Source organism: Mesorhizobium sp. M8A.F.Ca.ET.161.01.1.1, assembly GCF_004792105.1.
Lineage (GTDB): Bacteria > Pseudomonadota > Alphaproteobacteria > Rhizobiales > Rhizobiaceae > Mesorhizobium.
Genome location: NZ_SRTD01000521.1, coordinates 1 through 279 on the forward strand (window position 1 = coordinate 1; position 279 = coordinate 279).

Genomic DNA, 279 nt, shown 5'->3' on the forward strand with positions numbered 1-279 from the left:
GTGAAGCGCGGCAACGACACGCCCTACGGCCTTGGCGCCGGCGTGTTCACGCGTGACGTCGGCAAGGCGCATCAGCTCGCCAACCGGCTGCGCGCCGGCTCGGTCTGGGTCAACACCTATCACGCGATCGACCCAGCCGTGCCGTTCGGCGGCTACAAGATGAGCGGCTACGGCCGCGAAGGCGGCGCCGAGCATCTCGAGGAGTATCTCAACACCAAGGGCGTCTGGATCCGCATCGATTGACGGTCTGTGTCCGTTCGCGTTCCGTTGAATCGCCAC

At 65.9% G+C, this 279-nt stretch carries 1 protein-coding gene; it reads left to right on the forward strand.

All coding sequences use genetic code 11. The features are described 5' to 3' along the window. Window positions 1-243: aldehyde dehydrogenase family protein (locus EN804_RS36840; protein WP_135922461.1), on the forward strand; the 243-nt coding region annotated here is incomplete at its 5' end. Window positions 244-279 lie beyond the last annotated feature (36 nt).